Here is a 19140-nt window from a genome sequence, read left to right on the forward strand (position 1 = left end):
GTGCCGATTCGGCCTTCGTTTGAGACGCAGGAGGCACCAATGGACGATGCTGACGGTCAGTGGGTGAGGATCTTCGACAGGAAGTCCTTGGCACGGTCAGTCTTGGGGTGTTCGAAGAACTCGTCCGGCGTGCCCGATTCAAGGATCTTGCCGTCCGCCATGAACACGACGCGGTCAGCCACGTTACGTGCGAATCCCATCTCGTGAGTCACGCAGATCATCGTCATGCCCTCGTGGGCGAGTTCGGTCATCACATCAAGCACCTCGTTGACCATCTCCGGGTCGAGCGCCGATGTCGGCTCATCGAAGAGCATGACTTTCGGTTTCATCGCGAGAGCGCGGGCGATGGCCACACGCTGCTGCTGGCCGCCGGACAGCTGTGCCGGCATCTTCTCGGCCTGGGAATCCACGCCGACACGCGCGAGCAGATCCATGGCCAGATTCTCTGCCTCGTCCTTGGGCATATGGCGCACTTTGATTGGCGCGAGCGTCACATTCTCGAGAATCGTTTTATTGGCGAACAGGTTGAAGGATTGGAACACCATGCCGACTTCGGCGCGCAGGGCGGCGAGCTCCTTGCCCTCTTGCGGCAACGGCTTGCCGTCGATGCGGATATCGCCCGAATCGATGGTCTCGAGACGGTTGATGGTGCGGCACATCGTGGATTTGCCCGAGCCTGACGGCCCGACGACGACCAGCACCTCCCCCTTATTGACGGCGAGATTGATGTCCTTGAGCACGTGCAAATGACCGAAATGCTTCTCGACATGGGTCAGCTCGACCAGCGGATGCGTGTCCTGTCCTTGCGGGTCGGCGATCTTCGCGGCTTGTTGTTCTTGTTGTTCAGACATGCATGACAGTCTAACCGGTTTGAACCGACAATGACCAACCTATCCCATCATGCGCGCACTCGCACGGAAACGGCGGTATTATGCGGCAATATGCCGATGCCCTGCCACGCAGTACATTGCGTAACAGGGCATCATGTTTCTTGGAGGTTAATTTTTCGTGTTCACGGCACCGTGCCGATCACGCCTCGGGGACCTGCAGACATTCAAATCCTCAGCCCCGTGGGCAATCACCCGGATGCGGTTCAGTCCTCGTCTTCTTCCGGGTCGTAGTCGACACCGGTTTCGGCGCGCTGCTCATCCGAAATCGGAGCCGGAGCGCCGGTCAGCGGGTCGCGGCCGCCGCCAGCCTTCGGGAAGGCGATGACATCGCGGATGGAATCGGCACCGGCGAGCAGGGACACCGTACGATCCCAGCCGAGCGCGATACCCGCGTGCGGCGGGGCACCGTACTTGAAGGCCTCGAGTAGGAAGCCGAACTTCTCTTCGGCTTCCTCCTTGCCGATGCCCAGCACGTTGAGCACACGGTCCTGGATATCCACGCGGTGGATACGCACGGAACCGCCACCCATTTCCTCGCCATTGCACACGATGTCATACGAATCGCTCATCGCATGTTCCGGATCCTTGTCGAACTTGTCGATCCAGTCGGCGCTCGGCATGGTGAACGGGTGATGCATCGAAGTCCACTTGGAGTGGCCGACTGCCACATCATCGTCATCCGGATCATCGGTCGGCTTGAACAGCGGGAAGTCGACAACCCAAGTGAAGGCGAACTCGTCAGGGTGCAGCAGACCGGCACGATGGGCAAGTTCGACACGAGCCGCACCCAGCAGCAGCTGGGAGGATTCACGGGCGCCAGCAGCGAAGAACACCGCGTCGCCGTCCTCGGCGCCTACGGCTTCCTTGAGGCCATTGCGCTCCTGCTCGGACAGGTTCTTGGCGACCGGTCCCTTCAGCTCGCCGTTTTCGGTGAACTGCACATAGGCGAGGCCCTTCGCACCACGCTGGCGCGCCCACTCCTGCCACGCGTCGAACTGACGGCGAGGAGTCGAAGCACCACCCTTGAACAGCACCGCGCCGACATACGGGGCCTGGAACACGCGGAACGGCGTGTCCTTGAAGTAGTCGGTCAGCTCGATGAGCTGGTTGCCGAATCGCAGATCAGGCTTGTCGGAACCGTACTTGTCCATCGCATCCTTCCACGAGATGCGCGGAAGCGGAAGCTTGATGTCATAGCCGCGGGTCTTCCAGATCGCCTGGATGACCTTCTCAGCCATCGCGATGACGTCCTCCTGGTCGACATAGCTCATTTCCATATCGAGCTGGGTGAACTCCGGCTGACGGTCCGCGCGGAAGTCCTCGTCGCGGTAGCAGCGCGCCAGCTGGTAGTATCGCTCAACACCGCCGACCATGAGCAGCTGCTTGAGCAGCTGCGGGCTTTGCGGCAGCGCATACCAGGAGCCCGGCACCAAGCGGGCAGGCACGAGGAAGTCGCGGGCGCCTTCAGGAGTGGACTTGATGAAGGTCGGGGTCTCCACCTCGGTGAAGTCCATATCCTCGAGCGCGTGGCGCGCGGCCTTCGTCATATCGGAACGCAGCTTCAGGTTGCGCTGCATCTGCGGGCGGCGCAAATCAAGATAGCGGTACTTCAGGCGCACGTCCTCGCCCGGAAGCTTGTTCTCGGACTCGTTCTCGAGCGCGGTGGACACCTGGAACGGCAGGGCGTCGGCCTTGGCGAGCACCTTGAGATCCTCGACGACGACCTCGATCTTGCCAGTGGCCAGATGCGTGTTCTCATTGCCGTCCGGGCGCAGGCGGACCTCACCGGTGACCTGGATGACGAATTCGCTGCGCAGCGGGCGCGCGATTTCCTCGTCATAGATGACGATCTGTACGAGACCGGTGTTGTCGCGCAGATCGATGAACGCCACACCGCCGTGGTCGCGACGACGATCGACCCAACCGGCGAGCGTGACCTTCTGCCCGACCAGCGCCTCGGTCACTTCCGTGGCATGATGTGTTCTGTAAGCCGTCTGGCTCATGCTTCCTCTATTCTTGTCAAGTCCTCAGAAATCGGCGGAAAACCGGGTTTTCCAAGCATTTCAGTCTTGTTTACAGGTTGACAGTTTGCCGGGCATACACAGTATCCGGCTCCCACGACTTGGCATCGGCCGGGGTCTGGTCGCCGGTGATGATGTTCTTGACCTCGTCGCCCTTGGCTTCGCCATCCTCGCTCGCCACCGCAGGGAACCACACGTACGGGATGCCCAGCTTGTCGGCGTACTTGATCTGCTTGCCGAGTTTCGCGGCGGTCGGCGCGACATCGGCCGCAATGCCGCGGGAACGCAGCTGGTTGGCGATTGCGTTGGCGGCCGGACGGTCGTTCTCATTCCATACCGCGACCATGACCGCAGCCGGGGAGATGCGTGAGGCATGGGCGCCCGCGGTGTGCAGCATATAGGACACCAAGCGTGACAGGCCGATGGACAGACCGACGCCCGGGTAGCGCTTGCTGCCTTGGGAGGCGAGATTGTCGTAGCGACCGCCCGAGCAGATGGAACCGAGCGAATCGGCGCCGTCAAGGAAGGTCTCGTATACGGAACCGGTGTAATAATCCAGACCGCGGGCGATCTTGAGGTCGGCGATCACCGAGCCGGGACGGATGCGAGCCGCCTCGTCGACGATCATCGCCAGCGTATCGAGCCCCTGGCGGGCCAGTGCGTAAGCCTCGCTGTCAGTCGCGATGCCATGCTTGGCGCACAGCGCGTCGAACTTCTCGGCAAGCTCCTTGCCATCGGCTGCCGTCAACTCGGCAAGCTCCAGGCAGGCACGCGCTTGAGCCTCGTTCGCGCCACAGCCTTCGACCAACAGACGCGCGACCTCGTCGGCGCCGATCTTGTCAAGCTTGTCGATCTCGCGCAGCACGCCTTCGATGTCGGTCAGACCGAGCCCACGGTAGAAGCCTTCAGACAGCTTGCGGTTGTTCGCATGCACGGTCGCTTTCGGCAGGCCGAACTCGCGCAGCCGTTCCAGCGCGCTGACCATGACCAGCGGCAGCTCGACCTCGTAATGCTCAGGCAAATCGCCATTGCCGACCACGTCGATATCAGCCTGGACGAATTCACGGAAGCGGCCCTCCTGCGGACGCTCGCCACGCCAGACCTTCTGAATCTGCCAACGCTTGAACGGAAACGCCAGCGTGCCGGAATGCTCGACCACATACCGGCTCAGCGGCACCGTCAAATCGAAGTGCAGACCAAGACGCTCCTCAATCGGCGTGTCGGATTCATGGCCGACTTCCTGAAGACGCGACAGCAGGTAGATTTCCTTGCTGGTTTCGCCTTTCTTCAGCAGACTTGCGCCAGTTTCAACGGCGCGTGTCTCAATGCCGATGAAGCCATTGAGCTCGAAAACCCTACGGAGCGTGTCGATGACACGCTGCTCCACAACACGTTCAGAGGGGAGCCACTCTGGAAATCCTGAAATTGATGCGCCTTTAGCCACGATTCCCTATAATAAGTGAAGTTGCGGAAAACATGCGGCACCGTCTCATACGACCTCATGCGACCCGCGACCCCTCACTACATGAGCTTAAGGAGCTGGCCATGGCCGACGAAAACGTCACCGAACCAAAGAACACCAACGAAAACGCGGGGCAGACGACGAAGACTGCCTCGCAACCGCAAACCGGCGCCAAGCCGACAGCGGTCCCCTCTCCTGCCAACATCAAGCATCACGCGCCGTCGCCCGCGGCGTTCGCCAAGAAGAAGCCAGCGCATCACAACGCGGCTCCCGCGGCGCACGTTGCGTATTCGGATGAGGATGTCAAGCAGGCCGAGTCCTTCGGACGTGTTGACGACAACGGCACCGTGTACGTCAAGGACGGAGACGGCGAGCGCGAAGTCGGCCAGTTCCCCGACGCCTCAAAGGAAGAGGCACTCGCCCTGTATGCCCGCCGGTTCCTCGATTTGAAGGAAAAGCTCGATGTCTTCGCGAACCGTCTGAACTCCGGCACCATCAAGCCCCATGAGATCGACGAATCGGTCAAGCTGCTGGGCGAGGAAACCAAGGAGCCCGCTGTCGTGGGCGATGTCGCCGAACTGCGTGCGCAATTCGAGCAGCTCAAGAAGGACGGCGAGGCGAAGAAGGAAGAACTCGCGAACCGCCGCAAGGAAGCCGTCGCCAAGGCGGTCCAGGAGCGTACGGCAATCGTGGAGAAGGCCGAAGCCGTCGCCGCCGGACTGGGCGACAACACGAACTGGCGTTCGACCGCAGACAAGTTCCGCGCGCTGTTTGACGAATGGCAGGCCCATCAGCGCAATTCTGTGCGCATCGACCGTGCCGATGCCGACGCGCTGTGGAAGCGCTTCTCCGCTGCGCGCACGACCTTTAACCAGCAGCGTCGCAAGTGGGCGCAGGCTCGCGATAACGAGCGCGCGCATGCCAAGACCGAGAAGGAAGCGATCATCGCCGAGGCGAACGAAATCAAGGATTCCACCGACTGGGCGGAAACCTCCCGCAAGTTCAACGAACTGATGGACCGTTGGAAGAAAGCCGGTCGCGCAGGCCGCGCCGATGACGACGCACTGTGGGCGAAGTTCCGTGAGGCCGCGGACACCTTCTTCAACGCCCGTCAGGCCGATCGCGACCAGATCAATTCTTCCGAGAAGGAGAATCTCGCGAAGAAGGAAGAGCTGTTGAAGAAGGCCGAGGCGCTGGTGCCGGTCGCCGACGCGAAGGCCGCGAAGCAGGCTCGTCAGAAGCTGGCGGAGATCCAAGGCGAATGGGACCAGATCGGATACGTGCCGCGCGAGGACATGCGTCGCATCGAAGACCGTCTTGACGCGGTCGATCGTCAGATCAAGGCCGTTGAGGACGCTGCATGGAAGAAGAGCGATCCGGAGGCGGACGCCCGCAAGTCCAGCTTCGAGGAGCAGCTCAACGCCCAGCTCAAGGAGCTTGACGACAAGATCGCCGCGGAATCCGACCCGGCCAAGAAGGCCAAGCTGGAAGCCGAGAAGGCCACCAAGGAGCAGTGGCTGAACGCCATCAAGTAGTCGGCTGCCAACCGTACGTACATGAATCGCCGGAGTCCCGCAAGTGTCGGGATTCCGGCGATTTGCTTATCAGCCAAGCAGTCCCGCCCTGCCCGATCCTGCCCGTTAACCTGGTCGAGATGCCTCGGAGTCACCGGGTTGGTGACGGCACTGAGGTGACGTGACTGTTGCCATTGGCGCTACGCAGCGATAGAAGGCAGCGATGCAACGCAAGAGGGGTGGTCCTGCAAACCGTGCAGGACCACCCCTCAACAGTGGCGACAATCGCGGACGAATTTACGACAACGACGGCATGTCCCCGTTGCCTTCAGCTCCGGTATCGCAGGACTGGGCAGACGCATCCGTTGCCGGTGCCGGCGTGGCACCGACCAGCTTCGCATCCGGATTGCCGGCGTCGTCACCTTCAGAGAATTCCTCTCCGGTGAAGGTGAAATCGCCGAGAATGCCTTCGCCCTCGCCGTCCACGACTACACGCTGGCCGTCGTGCAGCTCGCCCATGAGGATCTTCTCCGAAATGGCGTCCTCGATGTCGCGCTGGATCACACGGCGCAGCGGACGTGCGCCGAGCAGCGGGTCGAAGCCCTTCTCAGCAAGCAGGTCCTTGGCCTTGTCGGTCAGTTCGAGCGACATATGACGGTCAAACAGACGATCGTTGAGCTGCTTGACATCCAGATCGACGATCTGGCGCACCTGCGGCTCGGTGAGCTGACGGAACACGATGATGTCATCAAGGCGGTTGAGGAACTCGGGACGGAACTGTTCCTTGAGTTCGCTGTACACCTGCTCCTTCATGCGGTCGTAGCTCGTCTCGGTGTCCGAACCGAGGTTGAAGCCCGTGTTCACTGCCTTAGCGATATTGCGCGTGCCCAGATTGGTGGTCAGGATGATGATCGTGTTCTTGAAGTCCACCTTGCGACCCTGGCCGTCGGTCAGATGACCATCGTCAAGCACCTGAAGCAGCGTGTTGAAGATGTCGGGATGGGCCTTCTCAATCTCGTCGAACAGCACGACGGAGAACGGCTTGCGGCGCACCTTCTCGGTGAGCTCGCCGCCCTCCTCGTACCCGACATACCCCGGAGGCGCGCCGAACAGACGGGATGCGGCGTACTTCTCGGAGAACTCGGACATGTCGACGCGGATCAACGCGTCCTCGTCATCGAACAAGAACTGCGCCAAGGTCTTGGCGAGCTCCGTCTTGCCGACGCCGGTGGGGCCGGCGAAGATGAAGGAACCTGCAGGACGCTTAGGATCCTTCAGGCCGACACGCGTACGCCTGATGGACCGGGCGAGCGCGGAAACCGCTTCGTCCTGGCCGATGATGCGCTTGTGCAACTCGGCTTCCATGTTGAGCAGCTTCTTGGATTCCGCCTGGGTGAGCTTGAAGACCGGAATACCCGTCGTGCTGGCCACGACCTGGGCAATGACCTCCTCGTTCACTTCCATCTTCACGTTGGATTCGCCTTCGCGCCACGAGGATTCCTTCTCTTTGCGCTCGGCTTCCAGCTTCTCCTGGCTGTCGCGCAGTTCTGCAGCCTTCTCGAAGTCCTGCTTCTTGATGGCTTCGTCCTTCTCAGCAGACACCTTGGCGACCTGCGCATCAAGATCCTTGAGCTCGGGTGGGGCCGTTAGACGCTTGATCCGCAACCGCGCACCGGCCTCGTCGATCAGATCGATCGCCTTGTCCGGCAGGTGACGGTCCTGGATGTAGCGTGCGGACAGCTCAGCGGCGGCCTGCAACGCACCATCAGTGATGGTCACATGATGATGGTTCTCGTACCGCGAACGCAGACCCTTGAGAATCTCAATTGTCTCGGCGATCGAAGGCTCATGGACCTGAATCGGCTGGAAACGGCGTTCCAGCGCCGCGTCCTTTTCGATGTACTTGCGGTATTCCTCGGTCGTGGTCGCGCCAATGGTCTGCAGTTCGCCGCGCGCGAGCATCGGCTTAAGCATGTCAGACGCGCCCAGAGCACCGTCGGCACTACCGGCGCCGACAATCGTGTGGATTTCATCGATGAACAGGACGATATCCCCGCGGGTCTTGATTTCCTTGAGCACTTTCTTCAGGCGCTCTTCGAAATCGCCGCGATAGCGCGAACCGGCCACCATGGAGCCCAGATCAAGGGAATAAACCTGCTTGTCCTTAAGCGTTTCAGGCACATCGCCCGCGACGATCTTCTGTGCAAGCCCCTCGACGACGGCTGTCTTGCCGACGCCCGGCTCGCCAATCAGCACCGGATTGTTCTTGGTACGGCGGGACAGCACGACCATGACACGTTCGATTTCCGCGGAACGGCCAATCACCGGGTCAAGCTTGCCTTCCGCGGCTTCGGCGGTCAGGTTGCGGCCGAATTGATCGAGAATTGCCGAGCCGGTCTGCCCACGCTTGTCCTGGACGCCGCCAGCATTCGCCAGTTCGCCCTTGTTGTCGGTATCCGGGCCGGTTGAATTGCCGCGGATCATATCGATGACCGTGCTGCGCAGCTCACCCAGATCGACATCCATCTTGATGAGCACCTGCGTGCCGACGCCCTCGCCCTCGCGAATCAGGCCGAGCAGGATGTGCTCCGTGCCGATATAGCTGTGCCCCAACTGCAGCGCCTCGCGCAGACTCAGCTCGAGCACCTGCTTGGCGTGTGGGGTGAATGGGATGTGGCCGTTGGGCGACGCATTGCCCTTGCCGATCATCTCCTCAACCTGCTTGCGGGTGTCCTGCAGATTCACGCCCTTGGAGGCGAGCGCCTTTGCGGCGACGCCCTCGCCCTCGCGAATCAGGCCGAGCAGCAGATGTTCGGTGCCGATGTAGTTGTGCTGCAGGGAGCGAGCCTCTTCCTGCGCCAACACAATCACGCGCCGTGCACGGTCTGTAAACCGTTCGAACATGCTTGTCCTTCCACTGTTGTTTGTCCACTTCACTTTACAGATTCGCGGTGACGTTTCTTCCCTCATGCGTGGCAATTGCGCTATCAACGCAAACAAGACGATATGCTTGGCAGTGTAAGCTTCCTCGTAAGCCGCCTCAAGGAGGATGAAATGACGGACAATCTTGGACAGGTCACCGGCCGCGAGGCCGACATCGTCGTCGGCGTGGACGGTTCTGACGAATCATTCGCCGCGTTGCGCTGGGCCTTGGGCGAAGCCTCACTGACTGGACAGCATGTCAATGCGGTATTCGGATGGACCCATTCGTGGGATATGGGTGCGAAACCTGAAACCGATGACGCTTGGAAAGACGTACGCGAGCAGATGACGGCCCGGCTGCGCGACTGGGTTGACAGGGCGGGCGCTGACATGGATTTCGACCCTGAAAAGCTCAAACTCACTTCGGTTCGGGCCACCGGCACCCATGCGCTACTCGAGCTCGGGTCGAACGCGCAGCAGATTGTCGTCGGCCGCCGATCGCTCAATCGTGTTGCCCGTTGGTTCCTGGGATCGCTGTCCGCTTCGCTGGCGGAGGAAGCGAAGGTTCCGGTCACAGTCGTGCGGTTCGCCAGCGATGAGGAAGCCAATGTGCAGGATGCCATCGCCAATTCGCTGACTCCGGGAGATTCGACCGTACACTACGCGCAGCCGCCGGTTGTCGGCGAAAACCGCAGCAAGCCGGTTGTCGTGGGCATTGACGGCTCGGTCATCTCGAAACGCGCGCTGGCGTTCGCCGTCGATGAGGCACGCATCCATGGGGCGCCGCTGCATATCCTATTCTGCTGGCAGCTCAAGGATCTGGACACTGTTCCGGGCTATGAGAACGCGGTCGCGCCGATGTCGGTGGACCAGCAGCGCGCGCAACAGTTGCTTGACGATGTCGTCGCGCAAGCGCATATCCCCGACACGGTGGACGTCCATGCGAATGCGTTCCACATCCCCGCGGCGAAGGGGCTCATCAGTGCTTCACGCTACGCAAGCCATCTGGTGGTCGGGTCGCGCGGGTTGAGCGGCCTAGACGCCCATTTTCTCGGCTCGGTCTCCCGTCAGCTCGTGAATTTCGCCGAATGCACGGTGACGGTCGTGCACTGAGTGTTCCCGGCCGCGCGCTGTGCGGATAGACCGTACAGATACGACAAGGGCCGCCTGTCCGCAGGATTCACATTCCTGCACGGCAGACGGCCCTTACTCTAAGCGAAACGGTCAGGCCGGCTCAGTCGGCGCTTGGGGGGTTGTCCCCGTTGCTGTCAGCGCCGGTAGCATCAGTCGGATTCGCGGTATCGGCGGTATCGCCATAGGCGGCGGACTTGGCGTTGCCGGTTTCCACGGCATCGTCGGATGTCGCTGTATCGTCGGTTTGCTTCCTGCCGTCGGATGGTGCAGCTTCCGCTGCCTGAGCTACATCACCGGCGTCAGTGTTTTCCGCGTTCTGATCGGTGTCATCGGTCTCAGCTTGAGCGACATCCGCGTCACCGGTGTTGGGCACGTCGGCAACGTCAGCCGCGTCGACGTCGTTAACATCGTCACCGTCGTCACCGTGATCGGTCTCGGGAAAACCGGCCGCTTCCAAATCGTCCATGGTGATCACCGATTCGACCTGAGGGGTCTGCGGGGTGTCATCGCGTTCCTCGCTATCCGTCTCGTCATCCTCAACGGTGTTGTTGTCGATATCGGCTTCGCTGGCCTCTTCAAGCAGCTCGACCTGGCCGCGCTCCTCACGCGGGGACTGGGCGACGACATCAATATGCATGTCGTCGTAGGCGGGTTTGGATTGCACCCACAGATGCGATGGCTGCGGCGGATCGATTTCCGAATGCTCCCCGCACCCGTGGTCAAGCGAGACGACACGACCGTCGTCGGGGCTCCACTTGTTCGCGCAAACGCCGAACATCCGGTCGAAATCTCCTTTGAGCGGCACGAAGAACCCGCATGTCGAGCACAGATTGCCGGCCGCCGTCTTCGTGGACAGCGCCTTGGGGCCGTGAGGACCTTCATACCAACGTTTTGCGGTCTGGTCCCGTCCCAGCGGACTGAGTACGTGACGGCGGGACAACATGAATTCCTCGACACTGTCCTCAAGATCCTCCGCGGAGGTCACCGACGCGTCCTCAGGGTTGTCCGGCGTATTCCCAGTTTGTGCGGATACATCGTCTTCGGCTTGTGTCTGCCCATCTACACCTTGCTCCTCGGCCTGTGCCTGATCAGCATCGGGCGTCGGCGCAGCCACGGACGGCTCGGTACGGCGGAAACCGTCCTCGAGCCGGGAATCGTCCGGCTCGGTCCCAATCGAATCGGTCACCGACAAGTCGGTGGGCAGCAAACGGTCTTTCCACGGCACCCATGCCGGCGGCATCAAGGCCTGATCCGTAGGCACAAGGGAGGATTCGTTGACCGTCCACTCGTCGATATCGGTGTCGTGATACAGCGTCACCGACCATTCCCAGCCTTCGTATCCCCGTTTCTTTGATTCGAAACGGAAATCCGTGACATGGTCGTCCTCGTTGATCGAACGGGTCAATCGCCCGACCTGGTCCGGCTCGTCGGCCACGGTCATGGCCACCGACCGAGCGAGCGACTCGGGGTCGATCCGTGGCGTCTCAGGCTCGTCCTGCGGATTCTCAATTGTCTGCATGCTCATCATTCCTGTACGTCGAAGTCGTCAGCCACCGCACGCATCACCGTCGCGAGCTTCTTGCTGTCCGCCGGCGAAGGATAGTGGTGACGCCGCAAAACGTTGCCCGCCTTGTCAAGCAGCTTGATCAAATCCTCCACGATGGCAGCCATGTCGTCAGGCTTCGGCCTAGTGGCCTTAACCAGCGACGGACCCGCGGCGATCGGCTTGACGCCCATTGCTTGTGGTCCCTTGTGACCGTCGATCACGGAGAATTCCACCTTCACGCCCTTGCGCAGCGTCGTCGTGCCTTGAGGCAACGCCGCGGCGGGCAGGAACACGTCCTTGCCCTGATCCGTGGCGATGAAGCCGTAACCTTTGTTCGCATCGAACCAACGCACCCGTCCCGTGGGCATAAGCACACCTCTCCTACTCCATACCAAGGCAAGCCGCGCCTGCCGTCATTGAACCAACATCTCAGTTTACCGCATAGCCTTCCGTATCGGCTGTGGGCAATGTCACTTCTTATCGGACGGCGACGATTTGTCTTTCCTGCCCTTGGACGGCTTGCGTTCCTTGCCGCGTTCGCGGGCCTGCACCGGCTGCTGCTGGCGTTGGATCGGCGTTCGGGTTTGGTTGGGGTCAATCGGCAGGACAACCGTCAGCGTTAGGCCGCCTCCGGGTGTGGTAGTCGCACTGATCAGACCGTGGTGCGCTTTGACCACGGACTGCGCGATCGCCATGCCCAGTCCGGTGCCGCCTTTCTGCCGTGCGTGGGACGGATCGGCGGTGTAGAACCGCTCGAAGATCTGCGACTGCGAAGCTTCCGGCACGCCGGGTCCGTGATCGGCGAAACGAATGACCACATAGGGCATGCCCGATCGCACGCTTTGTCCTACTTCCGCCGCCTCAAGGAAAGAGTTGAGCCCCTTGGCGTTCGACGACAGATGGGCCAGCTGCTGCGGGGTGATGGACGCATGCAGCATGCTCAACGCGACTTCAACGGGCGAATCGGACGGCGTGTACCGATGGATGTTGCCCACGATATTGGTGATGACCTGCCGCAACCGCGAACCGTCGCCCGTAAGGGTGATCGACGGCAGCTCGCCGGGGCTGAACGCGAGCCACGTACCCTGTCTGTCGCCGCCATGCCGCAGCGCAAGTACACCTTTGGTGATGCCACGCTGGGGGTCGAGCGCATGCAAGTCGTCGCACGCGTCAGTCAACTGGGACGTGATGTTCACCTGTTGGGTGACGTCGATACCACGGCCTTCATCAAGCCGCGCGAGCGAGAGCAGATCCTCGACCAGCACGGTCATGCGGGCGCTTGACGCCTCGATATGGCTAATCGACTCGTCCGCGCGTTCCAAGGCCCCCGGCATGTCGCGCTGCAGCGTGTACAACTCGGCGTACCCGTGGATCGCGGCAAGCGGGGTGCGCAGCTCGTGGCTGGCGTCGGAGACGAAGCGCTTCATCTTTTCGGTCGTCTCCTGCTGCTCGTTGAAGCTTTGCTCGATACGTGCGAGCATGGTGTTCAACGATGCGGCGAGGGAACCGACTTCCGTGTTCTCCGGGGCGCTAGGGACACGCTGGCTCAAATCACCGGTGGCGATTTTCGCTGCTGTTTTCTCGATGCGTTTGAGCGGTGCGAGCGTACTTTGGATCAGGATGGTCGCGATGACCGCGCCGATCAGCACGATGGCGATGCTCACCAGCGTGCAGTATTTCGTGAGGGTATTTACGGTGTCGATCTGGTCGCTCAGCGACAGGCCGATATAGATCACGCCCTTGATCTGCGCGCTGCCGTCCTCGGCTTTCTTGCCCCACGACAGGGCGAGCACCCTCCACGGGGCGTTGGCGGCTTGCAGTGTGGAGCGGTTCACCGTGCTGGTGTCCGTGCGCACAATCGCCGATGTGGTGAACGGCTGGCCGATTTTCACATCGCCCATCGACCCGTCCGGCGGCAGATCAGGCACCGAAATGACGTTCTCCCGCATCACCGGAACGAGCGGCGTGTTGAGGATGTGGTAGTTCGTGTCGCGAATCTGCATGAAGTAGTCGTTCGGGCCTACGCTGCCCTGTTCGCTGCTGTCCTTGCTGCGCAACACGTCGATGTTGTCGTAGACCAGCTGCGCCTGTTCCGCGAGCTGATTGTCGGTTTTCTGCAACAGATAGTTGCCGACGAGCTCCTTAATCGAGAAGGTGATGCCCGCGGCGCATACGGTCAGCAGTACCATCATGCACGCCAGCAGTTTGGTGCTCAGCGGGATCGCGTCGAAGCGGTGGACCAGCATGTCGCGCACGGCGTCCATGCCGCGTGCGATGGCCGCGATCGGCCCGGGGAGCCTGCCGTATCTGGCCTGGCTGGCAGGCTGTCCGCTTTCGTCCCGGGGCGTGCCGGACGCGCCGCCGGGCGCACTTGTCTGTGCTGAACTTGCGGACATAGCAGGTGCCTTCCGTGTTGTCGTTGACGCGGAATCCCCGCCTGCGACTGCAGCGCATTGCGAGGATTCCTTCGGTGCGCTTCCTGGATGGAGCGGCATCAGGCTTCTTTCTTCGCCGTCTTGGGCGCGCGAATCATGTATCCGATGCCTCGCTTGGTTTCAATCAGCGGAGCGACCTTGTGCTTCTCGCCGTTCTCATCCTCGACGACCACGCCGTCGACCTTCTTGCGCAGGTAGGAGATGTACGATTCGACAATCGCGGCGTCCCCGCCCCAGTCGTACTGCCACACGTGGTCAAGAATCTGGGTTTTCGACAGCACGCGCCCCTCGTTGTCCATGAGGTAGCGCAGCAACTTGTATTCGGTCGGACTCAGGTCCACCTGTACCCCAGCGCGGGTCACGTCATGGGAGTCCTCGTTGATTTCAAGGTCGCCGACGCGGATGATCGGGTCGTCTGCTTCCTGATGGCTGGTGCGGCGCAGAATCGCACGGATGCGCGCCACAACCTCCTCGAGGCTGAACGGCTTGGTGACATAATCGTCACCGCCGACGGTCAGACCCATGACCTTGTCCTGGGTGTCGTCGCGCGCGGTGAGGAACAGCACCGGCGAATCGATGCCCTCCTGCCGGATGCGGCGCGTCACGGTGAATCCGTCGATGTCAGGGAGCATGACGTCGAGCACGATCAGGTCGGGGTGCACTTTCTCGATGACCTCGATCGCCTCGGAACCCGAAGCCGCGGTGTTCACTTCGAATCCTGCGAAATGCAGGGAGGCGACGAGCAAGTCGCGGATGGAGGGCTCGTCGTCAACAACTACGATGGATGCTTCAATTGGTTTACTCATGCTTCCCAGCATTCCTCTTTTGTCTGCGTGTTTCCTGAGAATGTTCTGCAACTTGCTGAGAAAATCGCTTCAGATATTCATCCACCGCCGAGGAGTCCGATTCCGATGCGGCTGATGCATGGGCCTCGGCACCGGCGGCACGGTCGGATTGGTGTTCGGAGCGGTTTTCCGTGCGGCCCTCCCCCGGAGCCTGCGGTTGCAGTGTCTGCGAATAGTCCTGCAATTCGCCGTGAATCACGGGGCTCTTGTGGCGGCGGGCGGGGCGCGCGCGTTTCGACGAATCGCTGTGACGGTTCGATGGCGATTGCTTCGCACCACGACGGCGCATCGCCTTACGCGACCGGTCCTGCTTGCCTCCCTTGCTGTGAGCGCCTTTCGCGTTACGCGCCAGCACGATAATTACCACGACCAGGGCGACCAGCAGCAGTGCCACACCTACGAATAGCCCGATGGAGAAATTCTTCGTGTCCCCCGATGTCGATGTCTCCTTGAGCTTGCCGATTTCGTTCATCATCGCAATGGCCGAGCCCGACCAGTCAGGGGCACCTTTTTTGGCGGTCAATGGTCCCAGGGCGGCTTCAGACAACGCATCTACGGATTTCTGGTCTTTGAGCCACTTGTCCGAATTGTTCGACACCGCGACGACGAGGTTGCCATCCGCGCTGGCGACCGCCAGCAATACGGTGTTAGGCGACGGACTGGTCGACTGCAGCAGGGTGCTCGCCCATGTCGTGGGCTTCGTTTTCGTCCCGAAACTGTCCAGATACAGCAAACGCACCGAAACGCCGTATTCATTCTTCGTTTTCGTGATCATGTCGGTCACGCTAGTGACGTTCTCGCCGAGCAGATTGTTCGGGTCGGTGATGTCGGCGCTCAAGGTGGCGTCCGATGAGGTATCCGCCGTGGATGAGGAAGAGGAAGACGACGATGTGGATGGGCTGGGGCTCGACGCGTCATCTGCTTCGGCGCACATCGGCAGCGCCGCCACCGCGAAGACGCAGAACACCGCAACGAGCGTCACGAGCGCGCGCTGCCACCATATGGCCGTCTGCTGCGGCTGTCGTCTTTTGACCACATTTGCCGTACGGACGTGAGACATGTTCAAAAACCGCATATTGTCCACTGTAGCGGTCGGCTGCACCAAACGGGGGACGTACGGTCGGCCGACCGCCAACGCCGCAAGGCGAGAACCACGTCAAGAAAAACAAGAAAGGAACGTCTATGGCACAGTACCAAGTCGATTCGGAACAGATCCAGTCCTCAAGCGCCGCGGTGCGTTCTTCCATCGAGCAGATCAGACAAGCCGTCCAAGGCATGTACGCGAATCTTGAGGGGCTCAACAGCGTGTGGAGCGGCTCGGCGTCCGCGCAGTTCGCCGGGGTCATCAGGCAATGGCGGGCCGCGCAGCAGCAGATGGACGCGTCGCTGGAGGCGATCGGCATGTCGCTGACGCAAGCGTCGAACGTATACGCCGATGCCGAAGCGCAGGCTTCGCGATTGTTCACGATATCGTGACGGCGTAGGGCTGTAGCGACGGCTCGCATCGCGAGAGGCTGTGCTACACGCGGTAGGTGCCGTAATTGCGTGCGCGACGGTGCCTAGTGTCGTCGTCTGCCGCGCAGTATCGCCGACATTGCAGCGAAACACGCATGGCTACGGCAGTGTCGAGGGCGTATCACCGGCAGCGTACGCTCATCGCCGGTACGCCTTCGACAGCTGCCCCATAACGCTTCAGGGGCGCCGGCGGGAAACCGCCGGCGCCCCTGAAGCATCCATATATATCACTTGCGCCGTTTCATGCGAATGTGGGACGCTTGTGACCGTTTGGATCAGTAGCCCATGTCAGCGCCCTGGCCAGGAGCCGCAGTCTTCGGCTCCGGCTTGTTGGCCACCACGGCCTCAGTGGTCAGGAACAGGCCGGCAATGGAAGCGGCGTTCTGCAGCGCGGAACGAGTGACCTTGACCGGGTCGGTGACGCCGGCGGCCATCAAATCCTCGAAGGTGTTCGTGGCGGCGTTGAAGCCCTGGCCTTCCGGCAGCTCACGCACCTTGTTGAAGACCACGTCACCGGAGACACCGGAGTTCTCGGCGATCTGCTTGATCGGAGCCTCGACGGCACGGAACACGATGGCCGCACCGGTCGCCTCTTCGCCGGTCAGCGAAGCCAGAGCCTCGCTCTTCTCGGCCTTCTTGGCGGCCTGCACGAGCGCCACACCACCACCGGGCACCAGGCCCTCTTCGACGGCTGCCTTGGCGTTGCGCACGGCGTCCTCGATGCGATGCTTGCGTTCCTTGGCCTCGACTTCGGTCGCGGCGCCCACCTTGATGACGGCCACGCCGCCGGCGAGCTTGGCGAGACGCTCCTGCAGCTTCTCGCGATCATAATCGGAATCGGTGTTGTCGATTTCGGAACGAATCTGGGCGACGCGGGCAGCCACGTCTTCCTTGGAGCCGCCGCCGGAGACGATGGTGGTCTCGTCCTTGGAGACGATGACCTTCTGGGCGGTGCCGAACACGTCCATGTCGATGGAGTCGAGCTTCAGGCCCAGTTCATCGGAGACGACCTGGCCGCCGGTGAGGATGGCCATATCCTGCAGCATGGCCTTACGACGATCGCCGAAGCCAGGAGCCTTGACCGCGCAGGTGTTGAAGGTGCCGCGGATCTTGTTGAGAATCAGGGTCGGCAGCGCTTCGCCATCGACGTCTTCGGCCACGATCAGCAGCGGACGGCCGCTCTTCATGACCAGGTCAGCAAGGTGGACGATGTCCTGCTGGCTGGACACCTTGCCCGAGGTGAGCAGGATGTACGGGTTCTCCAGCACTGCGGTCTGGTCGTCGGCGTTGGTAACGAAGTACGGGGCGATATAGCCCTTGTCGAAACGCATACCCTCGGTGAACTCGAGGTCCAGGCCGAAGCGGTTGTTGTCCTCGACGGTCACGACGCCATCCTGGCCGACCTTGTCAAGCGCCTCGGCGATCTTCTCGCCGACCTCAGGATCGGCAGCGGAAATCGTTGCGGTGGCTGCGATCTGGTCCTTGGTCTCCACATCCTTGGCGGAAGCGACCAGTTCCTTGACGATTTCGTCGGCGGCCTTCTCGATGCCGCGACGCAGGGCAATCGGGTTGGAGCCGGCGACCACGTTCTTCAGGCCTTCATGGACCAGGGACTGGGCGAGCACGGTAGCGGTCGTGGTGCCATCGCCTGCGACGTCATCGGTCTTCTTCGCGACTTCCTTGACCAGCTCGGCGCCGATGCGCTCGTACGGCTCTTCAAGGTCGATCTCCTTGGCGATGGAGACGCCATCGTTGGTGATGGTCGGCGCACCGTAGGTCTTGTCGAGCACGACATTGCGGCCCTTCGGACCCAGCGTGACCTTGACGGTGTTGGCGAGCTTGTCGAGACCCGCGAGCATTCCCTGGCGAGCTTCCTCGTCGTATGCAATGATCTTTGCCATCGTTCCTCCACATATGGCTACACGGTATGAACTTCCACCCGAGACCTTGAGTAAGCCGACCGTCAGCTGCCGGTTATCACTCTCGGCTTCCGAGTGCTAATTGGGAGATTAGCACTCTCGGGCGCCGAGTGCCAACATCGCCGCATGTATTGCGCTGTTGGCATGAAATGCGTGTCGCGAGTGTCGAACGGGAATAATCCCGGCGCGCCGATCCCTCGCCCCTTCGATGCTGCGCCGTATGCCGCCGTTCACGACCGGAATCCTGCGTGACGCGGGCGGCCCAATCAAGGCGTGCCGCAAGGCAAATCCGTCGGAATATGGACCCAATGCCGCGACAGGCAGCCGCAATCATCTCATCCCTGCTTCTACCGACGCTGAGTCACCCGTCAGCGTCGGTAGAAGGTTGAACAATGCGAACAGTTCGCAGTGCGTGCCCGACCGATCGTCCACGAACTGGTTACGCCTTGAGCCACCCCAGCGTAAACAGTTTGAGAAACCACACGAACCAGTTACGCGTGCAGCGCCCTCAGCTACGGCACGCGATATGCCGAAACAACAACAGGCGCCCCGTCGGGGACGCCTGGAGTGAGATGGTGTACCTGTGAAGCTGGTCGGCGAGGCCGGTCAGGATGACACGCGCATCATAAGGTTCAAGAGAATCGCCAAATCACAGCTTGGTGACGGTGGTCGCTTGGAAACCCTTCGGACCACGCTCCACCTCATATTCGACGCGATCGCCCTCATCGAGCTTCTTGAACCCCTCCTGTTGAATAACGGAGTAATGCACGAATACATCATCCCCACCCTCATCCGGGGCAATGAATCCATATCCTTTGCCTGCGTTGAAGAATTTCACCGTGCCTTGTGCCATTTCAATCATCCCTCGCATGGGCCGGCCCGACGCAACCATTCACGCCGGCTACCGCCCACTTGGTGCCCCATTGTAGCGAGACGA

14 protein-coding genes are annotated in these 19140 nt (G+C 61.3%); 3 read left to right on the top strand and 11 right to left on the bottom strand.

The genetic code is table 11. The annotated features are described in order from the left end of the window. Positions 1-56 precede the first annotated feature (56 nt). The 3 genes from ACZ41G_RS05330 to hisS form a co-directional block, all read right to left on the bottom strand. Positions 57-851, bottom strand: a complete 795-nt coding sequence (locus ACZ41G_RS05330) for an amino acid ABC transporter ATP-binding protein (RefSeq protein ID WP_026502168.1) — start codon at positions 849-851, stop codon at positions 57-59. Positions 852-1093: 242 nt separating this feature from the next. Further along, entirely contained in the window at positions 1094-2893 is a 1800-nt protein-coding gene (gene aspS / locus ACZ41G_RS05335; protein ID WP_464144812.1) for an aspartate--tRNA ligase, read from the bottom strand. Positions 2894-2963: 70 nt separating this feature from the next. Next, positions 2964-4355 carry a histidine--tRNA ligase gene (gene hisS, locus ACZ41G_RS05340; protein ID WP_412171422.1) on the bottom strand — a complete coding sequence of 464 codons (1392 nt, stop codon included), beginning with the start codon at positions 4353-4355 and terminating at the stop codon, positions 2964-2966. A gap of 101 nt (positions 4356-4456) precedes the next feature. On the opposite strand from hisS, the gene ACZ41G_RS05345 reads away from it, so the two are divergent. After that, a complete protein-coding gene (locus ACZ41G_RS05345; protein ID WP_412171421.1) occupies positions 4457-5908 on the top strand; it encodes a DUF349 domain-containing protein in 1452 nt (483 codons plus the stop codon). Between the two features lie 276 nt (positions 5909-6184). Here the strand turns inward: ACZ41G_RS05345 and ACZ41G_RS05350 are convergent, their stop codons facing one another. Further along, the gene (locus ACZ41G_RS05350) at positions 6185-8791 is read right to left on the bottom strand and encodes an ATP-dependent Clp protease ATP-binding subunit (protein ID WP_033507210.1); all 2607 of its coding nucleotides are present in this window, start codon (positions 8789-8791) and stop codon (positions 6185-6187) included. A gap of 150 nt (positions 8792-8941) precedes the next feature. Here ACZ41G_RS05350 and ACZ41G_RS05355 point away from each other — a divergent pair, with 150 nt between their 5' ends. Then, the gene (locus tag ACZ41G_RS05355; RefSeq protein WP_033507212.1) at positions 8942-9922 is read left to right on the top strand and encodes a universal stress protein; all 981 of its coding nucleotides are present in this window, start codon (positions 8942-8944) and stop codon (positions 9920-9922) included. 121 nt (positions 9923-10043) lie between these two features. On the opposite strand, the gene ACZ41G_RS05360 is transcribed toward ACZ41G_RS05355, so the two are convergent. From ACZ41G_RS05360 to ACZ41G_RS05380, 5 genes are all read right to left on the bottom strand, one after another. Then, positions 10044-11468 (bottom strand): DUF3027 domain-containing protein, encoded by a 1425-nt coding sequence (locus ACZ41G_RS05360; RefSeq protein WP_464144814.1) that lies wholly within the window; start codon positions 11466-11468, stop codon positions 10044-10046. Then, positions 11468-11857 carry a cold-shock protein gene (locus ACZ41G_RS05365; RefSeq protein WP_464144816.1) on the bottom strand — a complete coding sequence of 130 codons (390 nt, stop codon included), beginning with the start codon at positions 11855-11857 and terminating at the stop codon, positions 11468-11470. Before ACZ41G_RS05365 ends, ACZ41G_RS05360 begins: the two co-directional genes overlap by 1 nt. A 102-nt stretch (positions 11858-11959) precedes the next feature. Next, on the bottom strand, positions 11960-13885 hold the full coding sequence (locus ACZ41G_RS05370) for a sensor histidine kinase (RefSeq protein WP_464144818.1): 1926 nt from the start codon (positions 13883-13885) through the stop codon (positions 11960-11962). A 98-nt stretch (positions 13886-13983) separates the two neighbouring features. Then, entirely contained in the window at positions 13984-14730 is a 747-nt protein-coding gene (locus tag ACZ41G_RS05375; protein ID WP_033507216.1) for a response regulator transcription factor, read from the bottom strand. After that, positions 14723-15844, bottom strand: a complete 1122-nt coding sequence (locus ACZ41G_RS05380; RefSeq protein WP_152570408.1) for a TPM domain-containing protein — start codon at positions 15842-15844, stop codon at positions 14723-14725. Before ACZ41G_RS05380 ends, ACZ41G_RS05375 begins: the two co-directional genes overlap by 8 nt. Positions 15845-15951: 107 nt before the next feature. On the opposite strand from ACZ41G_RS05380, the gene ACZ41G_RS05385 reads away from it, so the two are divergent. Then, complete coding sequence (locus ACZ41G_RS05385; protein ID WP_015450656.1) at positions 15952-16245, top strand: WXG100 family type VII secretion target; 294 nt, start codon at positions 15952-15954, stop codon at positions 16243-16245. Between the two features lie 314 nt (positions 16246-16559). Here the strand turns inward: ACZ41G_RS05385 and groL are convergent, their stop codons facing one another. Then, positions 16560-18185 (bottom strand): chaperonin GroEL, encoded by a 1626-nt coding sequence (gene groL, locus ACZ41G_RS05390; RefSeq protein WP_464144820.1) that lies wholly within the window; start codon positions 18183-18185, stop codon positions 16560-16562. Positions 18186-18852: 667 nt separating this feature from the next. Continuing rightward, positions 18853-19056 (bottom strand): cold-shock protein, encoded by a 204-nt coding sequence (locus tag ACZ41G_RS05395; RefSeq protein ID WP_033507266.1) that lies wholly within the window; start codon positions 19054-19056, stop codon positions 18853-18855. Between the last annotated feature and the right edge of the window lie 84 nt (positions 19057-19140).

This window comes from Bifidobacterium porcinum (assembly GCF_055378475.1).

What these genes read in the sequence shown, in the direction of transcription:
- ACZ41G_RS05330 (WP_026502168.1), bottom strand. Translation starts at nt 851, where the DNA reads ATGTCTGAACAACAAGAACAACAAGCCGCGAAGATCGCCGACCCGCAA.
- aspS (WP_464144812.1), bottom strand. Translation starts at nt 2,893, where the DNA reads ATGAGCCAGACGGCTTACAGAACACATCATGCCACGGAAGTGACCGAG.
- ACZ41G_RS05345 (WP_412171421.1), top strand. Translation starts at nt 4,457, where the DNA reads ATGGCCGACGAAAACGTCACCGAACCAAAGAACACCAACGAAAACGCG.
- ACZ41G_RS05350 (WP_033507210.1), bottom strand. Translation starts at nt 8,791, where the DNA reads ATGTTCGAACGGTTTACAGACCGTGCACGGCGCGTGATTGTGTTGGCG.
- ACZ41G_RS05355 (WP_033507212.1), top strand. Translation starts at nt 8,942, where the DNA reads ATGACGGACAATCTTGGACAGGTCACCGGCCGCGAGGCCGACATCGTC.
- ACZ41G_RS05360 (WP_464144814.1), bottom strand. Translation starts at nt 11,468, where the DNA reads ATGAGCATGCAGACAATTGAGAATCCGCAGGACGAGCCTGAGACGCCA.
- ACZ41G_RS05365 (WP_464144816.1), bottom strand. Translation starts at nt 11,857, where the DNA reads ATGCCCACGGGACGGGTGCGTTGGTTCGATGCGAACAAAGGTTACGGC.
- ACZ41G_RS05370 (WP_464144818.1), bottom strand. Translation starts at nt 13,885, where the DNA reads ATGTCCGCAAGTTCAGCACAGACAAGTGCGCCCGGCGGCGCGTCCGGC.
- ACZ41G_RS05375 (WP_033507216.1), bottom strand. Translation starts at nt 14,730, where the DNA reads ATGAGTAAACCAATTGAAGCATCCATCGTAGTTGTTGACGACGAGCCC.
- ACZ41G_RS05380 (WP_152570408.1), bottom strand. Translation starts at nt 15,844, where the DNA reads ATGCGGTTTTTGAACATGTCTCACGTCCGTACGGCAAATGTGGTCAAA.
- ACZ41G_RS05385 (WP_015450656.1), top strand. Translation starts at nt 15,952, where the DNA reads ATGGCACAGTACCAAGTCGATTCGGAACAGATCCAGTCCTCAAGCGCC.
- groL (WP_464144820.1), bottom strand. Translation starts at nt 18,185, where the DNA reads ATGGCAAAGATCATTGCATACGACGAGGAAGCTCGCCAGGGAATGCTC.
- ACZ41G_RS05395 (WP_033507266.1), bottom strand. Translation starts at nt 19,056, where the DNA reads ATGGCACAAGGCACGGTGAAATTCTTCAACGCAGGCAAAGGATATGGA.